Raw genomic sequence first — 6,352 nt, forward strand, 5'->3', positions numbered from 1 at the left:
TATTTTTTATATTATCTTTATTATCTTTATTTTTTTTATTATTATTATTTTTATTATTTTATTTTTTATTAATATTATTTTTATTAATATTATTTTTATTAATATTATTTTTATTAATATTATTTTTATTAATATTATTTTTTTTAAAATTATTATTTATTTTATTATTATTTTTTTTTATATAATTAAATACTTCTTCTAAATTTTTTTTAAAATTAGAAAAATCTTCTTTATATAAATAAATTTTAAATTTTCTATAAATAGGTCCTCCATTTTCAGACATATTTTTTTTACTTTCTGTTATAATCAAATAATGTTCTCCAGCTCTTGTTTTTTTAACATCAAAAAAATATGTTCTATTTCCTGATCTAAGAGTTTTAGAAAAAATTTGATTTTCTCTAATATTCATATTTTATTATTTTCTTAACATTTTATTATATAAGATACAAATTAATTTTATATTTTTTAAATAAAAATTATTTAAAAATTATTCTTATGATAATAAGACGTTTTGTTAGAATAAAAGTTTTACAAATTTTGTATTCACAATTTATTAATAAAAAAAATAAATTTTGTAATTATAGACATCTTTATCATTTATTTTTTTTTATTGAAGAATTAATTCAAAAATTGGTTAAAAAAAAAATAATAAAAATATAATTAAAAATAAAAGTATAATTTATTCAAATTTTTATTTTTTTTTTTAAAAAAAAAATGGAAAAAAAATATCAATTTAATTATTGAAGAATTTATTAAAGAAGAAGATTTTAAAAATATTAATAATTATAATTATAATTATAATTTTTTAATAAAAAATATTATTAATATTATAAAAAAAAGTTATAAAGAAAAAATATTAAATTATATAGATAATAATATTAATATACAAAATGTATTATTAATAAATAATGATTTAAAATGGTTTTTATATTTAAAAAAATATAATTATTTTAATGAATATTTTTTTTTATTTAAAAAAATTTTAAAAGAAAAAAAATTTTTTTTTAATTTATATAAAAAAACTAAAATTAATGAAAAATATTTTGATAAAATAATTAAAAATTATTCTAATAATTGGAATTTAAATAGAATATCAATTATAGATAAAATTATTTTAAGAATGTCTTTATGTGAATTATTTTATTTTTACGAAATACCAAAAAAAGTTACAATAAATGAATATATAGAAATATCTAAAATTTTTTCTACAGATAAAAGTAAAAATTTTATTAATGGTATACTTGATAAAGTATGCAAAATAAAAAATATAAATAAAAATTAAAAATTAAATAATTATTTTATTATTTATTTGATAATAATTATAATAATTATTTATAATTATAATAATTATTTATTATTTTTAATTATTTATTATTTTTTTCTATTTTATTTATTTTTTTGTTTTTTTCTATTTTATTTATTTTTTGTTGTTCCTTTTCTACTTTAAAAAAAAGATTAAATTTTACGTTTCTATGTAAACGTATTATAGCTTTGTATTTTCCTATATTTTTTATAATTTTATTAATAATAATTAATTTTTTATCAATATCTATATTATATTCCTTTAATTTTTTTGAAATAGTATAAGAATTTATAGAAGAAAAAAATTTACCTGTAATATGTGATTTAACATAAATAACAATATTTAATTTTTTTATTTTTTGTTCAATTTTTTTAGCATTAATGATAATTTCTTTTTCTTTTATTTCTTTTTGTTTTAATAATTCTTGTAAATTTTTTAAAGAAGATTTAGTAGCTATTTCAGCATAACCTTTAGGTATTAAATAATTTCTAGCATATCCTGGTGATACTTTAATTTTATCATATTTAAATCCAATATTTTTTATATCTTTTTTTAAAATAATAATTATCATATTTATTTTATATTTTATTTTTTTTATTTTAAATCATCTGTTATAAAAGGTAAAATAGCAATATGTCTTGCTCTTTTAATAGCTTTAGCTAATTTTTTTTGATTTTTTAATGAAATTCCTGTTATCCTTCTTGGAAGAATTTTACCTTGCATATTCAAGAATTTTATTAAAAAATTATAATCTTTATAATCAATATATTTTATACCTGATTTTTTAAAAAAATCATATTTTTTTTCAACTTTATTTTCAATTTTTAATGGTGATAAATAACGTAATTCATTATCTTTATTTTTATTTATATTTTTATTTATTTTATTTTTTTTTTTATTTAATTTTATATTAATTTTATTTTCAATATTTACCATATTTTTTTATTTTATTATTAATTATTTATTTTATTTTTTTTGTCTTTTTTTTTGAACATAATTTATTGCGTGTTTATTTAATTTTACAGTTAAAAATCTAATAATTCTTTCATCATTTTTTAATTTTAATTCAAAATTAAAAATTAATTCAGGTTTAGAATGATATTCTATTAAAAAATACCAACCATTTTGTTTATTTTGTATAGAATAAGATAAACTTTTTAACCCCCAAAATTCTTTATGTCTTATTTCTACATTATTTTTTTTTAAAAAAATTTCATATTCTTTTATAATATCATAATATTGTATTTCAGATAAAACAGGAGTTATTATAAAAATAGTTTCATATACATTTTTATTATTAATTTTATTCATTTTAATTAATTTTATTTTTTTATTTTTAATAAATAATAATTTAAATTTTGTATTTTATATATTTTAATTTAATAATTTTAATTTTTTTTATAAAATAATTTTTTTTAAAACTTCTAAAAAAAAATCAATATCTTTCTTTTTATTAAAAATTCCTAAAGATATTCTTAATGTAAAAAAATTTTCTTTTTTTTTATTATGATGTAAAAATTTAATTACATGAGATTTTTTATTATTACAAGCACTTCCTCTTGAAATACAAATACCATATAAATCAAATTTATGTTCAATTAATTCATGTAAATATTTTTTAATTGGAAAAGAAAAATTTATTATAGAATAAGAACTTTTTTTAAAATCAAAAGGAAATCCATTAAAATATATATCAGATATTTCTTTTTTCAATTTTAATAAAGTATAATATTTTAATTTTTCTATTTTTTTTTTTTCTAATTTTAAATTTTTATATGATAAAATTAATGCTTTACTTAACCCAATAATTCCTATAATATTTTCTATTCCAGGTCGTAAATTATTTTCTTGTTTTCCACCAAAAAAAATAGATTTTAAATTAATATTTTTTTTAATAAAAATAAATCCTATACCATGAGGTCCATAAAATTTATGAGCACTAGCAGATATAAAATGAATATATAATTTTTTTACATTTAATTTATAATGACCTATTGATTGAATCATATCAGAATGATAAAAAGAATTATATTTTTTACATATATTTCCAACATCTTCTATTCTTAGAATATTTCCAATTTCATTATTAATAGACATTAAACTTACTAATGTTTTTAATTTTTTTTTTGATAATAAATATTCTAGATTTTGTAAATCTATATCTGAATTTTTTTTAATTTTGACCATTTCTATGGTTATATTATATTTTTTTTTTAAAAAATAAATAGTGTTTAATATTGAAACATGTTCTAATGGAGAAGTTACAATCCTTTTAATTCCAAAATTAATAACAGATGATAAAATAATTAAATTATTTGATTCTGTACCACTAGAAGTAAAAAAAATTTCAGATGGATCTGCATTAATAATATTAGATACTAAAATTCTAGATTTTTCTATAAATGTTTTTGATTTAATTCCTAATGAATGAATAGAAGAAGGATTTACAATATTTTCTTTATTTAAAAAATTAATTATTTTATTTTTTACTTCTATTCTCATATTAGTAGAAGAAGCATTATCTAAATATATTTTTTCATTCATTATTTATGAATTTAAATATTAAAAATTAATTTTTTATTTTATATATATAAAAATTATAAAAATAAAAATTTTATATAAAAAATGATAAAAAAAAAAGTAATAAAAAAAAAATTATTAATAGATATTGAATTAGATAATAATAATATTCCTGAAAATATTTACTGGACATCTGAAAAAGAAAATATATTTAAAAAACCTTGTAAAATTTGTTTTTTATATACATGGGATGAAGAAAAAAAAATTTTATTTAGATTAGATTTATGGTGTAAAAAAACTAAAATAGAAGATATGAAAAATTTTTTTTACCAATCATTTTTATCTATGGGAAAAATTTATAAAAAAGCAACTAATGATAAAAATATGTCTTTAAAAATAGAAAAATTTTCAAAAAATTTTTTAAAAAATGAAAAATAATTTTCCTTTTATTCTTAATATAGAAACTTCTACTAAAAATTGTTCAGTAAATATATCTAAAAATGGAAAATTATTATGTTTAGTAGAAGAAATAAAAAAAGAATATGAACATATTAAAAAATTACATTTATTTATAAAATATGTATTAGATTTATCTAAATTATCTATTAAAAATATAGATGCTATTTGCATTAATAAAGGACCTGGTTCTTATATTGGATTAAGAATTGGATCTACTTCAGCTAAAGGATTTTGTTATAGTTTAAATATTCCATTAATTTCTATTGATTCTTTAACTTTAATGATTCAAAATATTTTTTGTAAAAAAAAATATATTATATCAACTATAAAATATAAAGAAGATATTTTTTATACAGCTATATTTAATAAATATAAAAAAAATATAAATAAAATAAAAAAAAAAAAAATAAATAAATATTCATTTAATAATTTATCATCTAATAATATATGTATTATTAGTAATAATATAGAAATTATGAAAAATTTATTAAATAATAATAAATATATTTATATACAACAATCTTATTTATCATCTACTATGATGATTAAAAAATCAATTGAAAATTTTAAAAAAAAAAAATTTGAAAATATAAAAAATAGTGATTTAATATATTAATTAATTTTTATTTTTTATTATTAATATTAATTATTTTTTATTATTAATATTAATTTTTATTATTAATTTTATTTTAATATTATTTAAATATTTTATGTAATGTATATATATTTAAATATTTTATGTAATGTATATATATGTATATATTTATAATATTTATATGTATATATTTTAATTTTTTAATTTTTTAATATTATAATTTAAAATTATTATTTTAAATTAAAATTATTTAATTAATTAAAATGAAAAAAGAAAATATTATTTTTGATGTGTTTGTTGAAATACCAAAAAATACAAGAAATAAATATGAATTTGATGAAAAAGAAAAAATTATTAGATTAAGTAGATATATTACTACACCATTATCTTATCCAATAGATTATGGATATATAACTAAAACATTATGTATTGATGGAGATCCACTTGATGCATTAATTTTTTTAACAGATTCTACTTTAACTCCATGTCTTGTTAAAGCTAGACCAATTGGTGTACTTATTCTTGATGATAATTATATAAAAGATGATAAAATAATTTGTGTACCTATATATGACCCAAATTATAATAATATAAAAAATATTAAAGAAATTTCAGATTATAAAAAAAAAGAAATAGAATATTTTTTTAAAAATTATAAAAAATTTGAAAATAAAAAAGTTATTATTAAAAAATGGGATTCTGTAAATAAAGCAATAGAAATTTATAAAAAATCTTTAAATAGATATAATAAAAATAAAAAAATTAAATAAATTATGATTTTATTTATAAGCATTAATGAAATTTTTATTTTTTTATTAGGAATAATTATTTTTTTTAAACCTAAAAAAATGATTAAAATATTACGTAAAATTGTATTTATAATAAATAAATTTAAAAATATAATAGAAGAAATTAAAATTAAAATATTTAAAGAAATAGAAATAAATAATATTAATGATAACATTAATAAAATTAATATTAAAAAAGATAAAAGATCTGTTAAAAAAAAATAGATTTATTAATTAAAAAATATATTTATTAATTATATATTTATTAATTTTTATTATTATTATTATTTAGATTATTATTATTTAGATCTTATTATTTATAAATTATAAACCTCGGATATTTAGAAACCTCGGAGGGAATCGAACCCTCACTCTTCTGATCCGTAGTCAGATGTTTTTCCTAATTAAACTACAAGGTCAATACATACATACAATATATAATATATTTAAAAAAAAATGTAAATTATAAAATTTTTTTTAATAAAAAGAAATTAATAATAATATATCTTTTAAAAAAATCATTTTTTATAAAACATAAAGAGTCTCCTTTTTTAATATTTTTTATTTTATAAAAAATATTAAAATGAATTTTATTTTTTTTAATTTTTTTGTAAAAAAAAAAACTTTTATATTTTAATGATTTATCATTATTATATAATAATGTTAATGGAATTTTATTATTATTAT

General features: G+C 12.9%; 12 protein-coding genes and 1 tRNA gene. 6 read left to right on the forward strand and 7 right to left on the reverse strand.

Annotated elements, in window-relative coordinates; all coding sequences use genetic code 11:
• Positions 1 to 58: 58 nt before the first annotated feature.
• A complete protein-coding gene (locus KHQ18_RS01590) occupies positions 59 to 409 on the reverse strand; it encodes a DUF3276 family protein (protein ID WP_212113382.1) in 351 nt (116 codons plus the stop codon).
• Between the two features lie 86 nt (positions 410 to 495).
• Here KHQ18_RS01590 and KHQ18_RS01595 point away from each other — a divergent pair, with 86 nt between their 5' ends.
• Positions 496 to 660 (forward strand): hypothetical protein, encoded by a 165-nt coding sequence (locus tag KHQ18_RS01595; RefSeq protein WP_212113383.1) that lies wholly within the window; start codon positions 496 to 498, stop codon positions 658 to 660.
• Positions 661 to 901: 241 nt separating this feature from the next.
• Positions 902 to 1,282, forward strand: coding sequence for a transcription antitermination factor NusB (gene nusB / locus KHQ18_RS01660; RefSeq protein WP_320412029.1), 381 nt, complete (start codon positions 902 to 904; stop codon positions 1,280 to 1,282).
• 82 nt (positions 1,283 to 1,364) lie between these two features.
• On the opposite strand, the gene rplI is transcribed toward nusB, so the two are convergent.
• The 4 genes from rplI to KHQ18_RS01620 form a co-directional block, all read right to left on the reverse strand.
• The gene (gene rplI / locus KHQ18_RS01605) at positions 1,365 to 1,874 is read right to left on the reverse strand and encodes a 50S ribosomal protein L9 (RefSeq protein ID WP_213016790.1); all 510 of its coding nucleotides are present in this window, start codon (positions 1,872 to 1,874) and stop codon (positions 1,365 to 1,367) included.
• A gap of 23 nt (positions 1,875 to 1,897) precedes the next feature.
• Complete coding sequence (rpsR, locus tag KHQ18_RS01610; protein ID WP_212113384.1) at positions 1,898 to 2,239, reverse strand: 30S ribosomal protein S18; 342 nt, start codon at positions 2,237 to 2,239, stop codon at positions 1,898 to 1,900.
• 30 nt (positions 2,240 to 2,269) lie between these two features.
• Positions 2,270 to 2,614: a 30S ribosomal protein S6 gene (gene rpsF / locus KHQ18_RS01615; protein WP_212113385.1), complete on the reverse strand. Its 345-nt coding sequence runs from the start codon at positions 2,612 to 2,614 to the stop codon at positions 2,270 to 2,272.
• Positions 2,615 to 2,701: 87 nt separating this feature from the next.
• Positions 2,702 to 3,847, reverse strand: coding sequence for a cysteine desulfurase family protein (locus KHQ18_RS01620; RefSeq protein WP_212113386.1), 1,146 nt, complete (start codon positions 3,845 to 3,847; stop codon positions 2,702 to 2,704).
• 81 nt (positions 3,848 to 3,928) lie between these two features.
• Here KHQ18_RS01620 and KHQ18_RS01625 point away from each other — a divergent pair, with 81 nt between their 5' ends.
• The 4 genes from KHQ18_RS01625 to KHQ18_RS01640 all read left to right on the forward strand — a co-directional run bounded on the left by KHQ18_RS01625 (position 3,929) and on the right by KHQ18_RS01640 (position 5,890).
• Positions 3,929 to 4,261, forward strand: coding sequence for a gliding motility protein GldC (locus KHQ18_RS01625; protein ID WP_212113387.1), 333 nt, complete (start codon positions 3,929 to 3,931; stop codon positions 4,259 to 4,261).
• On the forward strand, positions 4,251 to 4,898 hold the full coding sequence (tsaB, locus tag KHQ18_RS01630; RefSeq protein ID WP_212113388.1) for a tRNA (adenosine(37)-N6)-threonylcarbamoyltransferase complex dimerization subunit type 1 TsaB: 648 nt from the start codon (positions 4,251 to 4,253) through the stop codon (positions 4,896 to 4,898). Before KHQ18_RS01625 ends, tsaB begins: the two co-directional genes overlap by 11 nt.
• Before the next feature lie 242 nt (positions 4,899 to 5,140).
• Complete coding sequence (locus tag KHQ18_RS01635) at positions 5,141 to 5,647, forward strand: inorganic diphosphatase (protein ID WP_212113389.1); 507 nt, start codon at positions 5,141 to 5,143, stop codon at positions 5,645 to 5,647.
• 3 nt (positions 5,648 to 5,650) lie between these two features.
• A complete protein-coding gene (locus KHQ18_RS01640; protein WP_212113390.1) occupies positions 5,651 to 5,890 on the forward strand; it encodes a translocase in 240 nt (79 codons plus the stop codon).
• Between the two features lie 120 nt (positions 5,891 to 6,010).
• On the opposite strand, the gene KHQ18_RS01645 is transcribed toward KHQ18_RS01640, so the two are convergent.
• A tRNA-Arg gene (locus KHQ18_RS01645) sits at positions 6,011 to 6,084 on the reverse strand.
• A gap of 44 nt (positions 6,085 to 6,128) precedes the next feature.
• The coding region (locus tag KHQ18_RS01650; RefSeq protein WP_212113391.1) for a hypothetical protein at positions 6,129 to 6,352 on the reverse strand (224 nt) is incomplete at its 5' end.

Origin of the sequence: Candidatus Shikimatogenerans silvanidophilus (genome assembly GCF_018200315.1) — a bacterium.
GTDB lineage: Bacteria > Bacteroidota > Bacteroidia > Flavobacteriales > Blattabacteriaceae > Shikimatogenerans_A > Shikimatogenerans_A silvanidophilus.

What these genes read in the sequence shown, in the direction of transcription:
- KHQ18_RS01590 (WP_212113382.1), bottom strand. Translation starts at nt 409, where the DNA reads ATGAATATTAGAGAAAATCAAATTTTTTCTAAAACTCTTAGATCAGGA.
- KHQ18_RS01595 (WP_212113383.1), top strand. Translation starts at nt 496, where the DNA reads ATGATAATAAGACGTTTTGTTAGAATAAAAGTTTTACAAATTTTGTAT.
- rplI (WP_213016790.1), bottom strand. Translation starts at nt 1,874, where the DNA reads ATGATAATTATTATTTTAAAAAAAGATATAAAAAATATTGGATTTAAA.
- rpsR (WP_212113384.1), bottom strand. Translation starts at nt 2,239, where the DNA reads ATGGTAAATATTGAAAATAAAATTAATATAAAATTAAATAAAAAAAAA.
- rpsF (WP_212113385.1), bottom strand. Translation starts at nt 2,614, where the DNA reads ATGAATAAAATTAATAATAAAAATGTATATGAAACTATTTTTATAATA.
- KHQ18_RS01620 (WP_212113386.1), bottom strand. Translation starts at nt 3,847, where the DNA reads ATGAATGAAAAAATATATTTAGATAATGCTTCTTCTACTAATATGAGA.
- KHQ18_RS01625 (WP_212113387.1), top strand. Translation starts at nt 3,929, where the DNA reads ATGATAAAAAAAAAAGTAATAAAAAAAAAATTATTAATAGATATTGAA.
- tsaB (WP_212113388.1), top strand. Translation starts at nt 4,251, where the DNA reads ATGAAAAATAATTTTCCTTTTATTCTTAATATAGAAACTTCTACTAAA.
- KHQ18_RS01635 (WP_212113389.1), top strand. Translation starts at nt 5,141, where the DNA reads ATGAAAAAAGAAAATATTATTTTTGATGTGTTTGTTGAAATACCAAAA.
- KHQ18_RS01640 (WP_212113390.1), top strand. Translation starts at nt 5,651, where the DNA reads ATGATTTTATTTATAAGCATTAATGAAATTTTTATTTTTTTATTAGGA.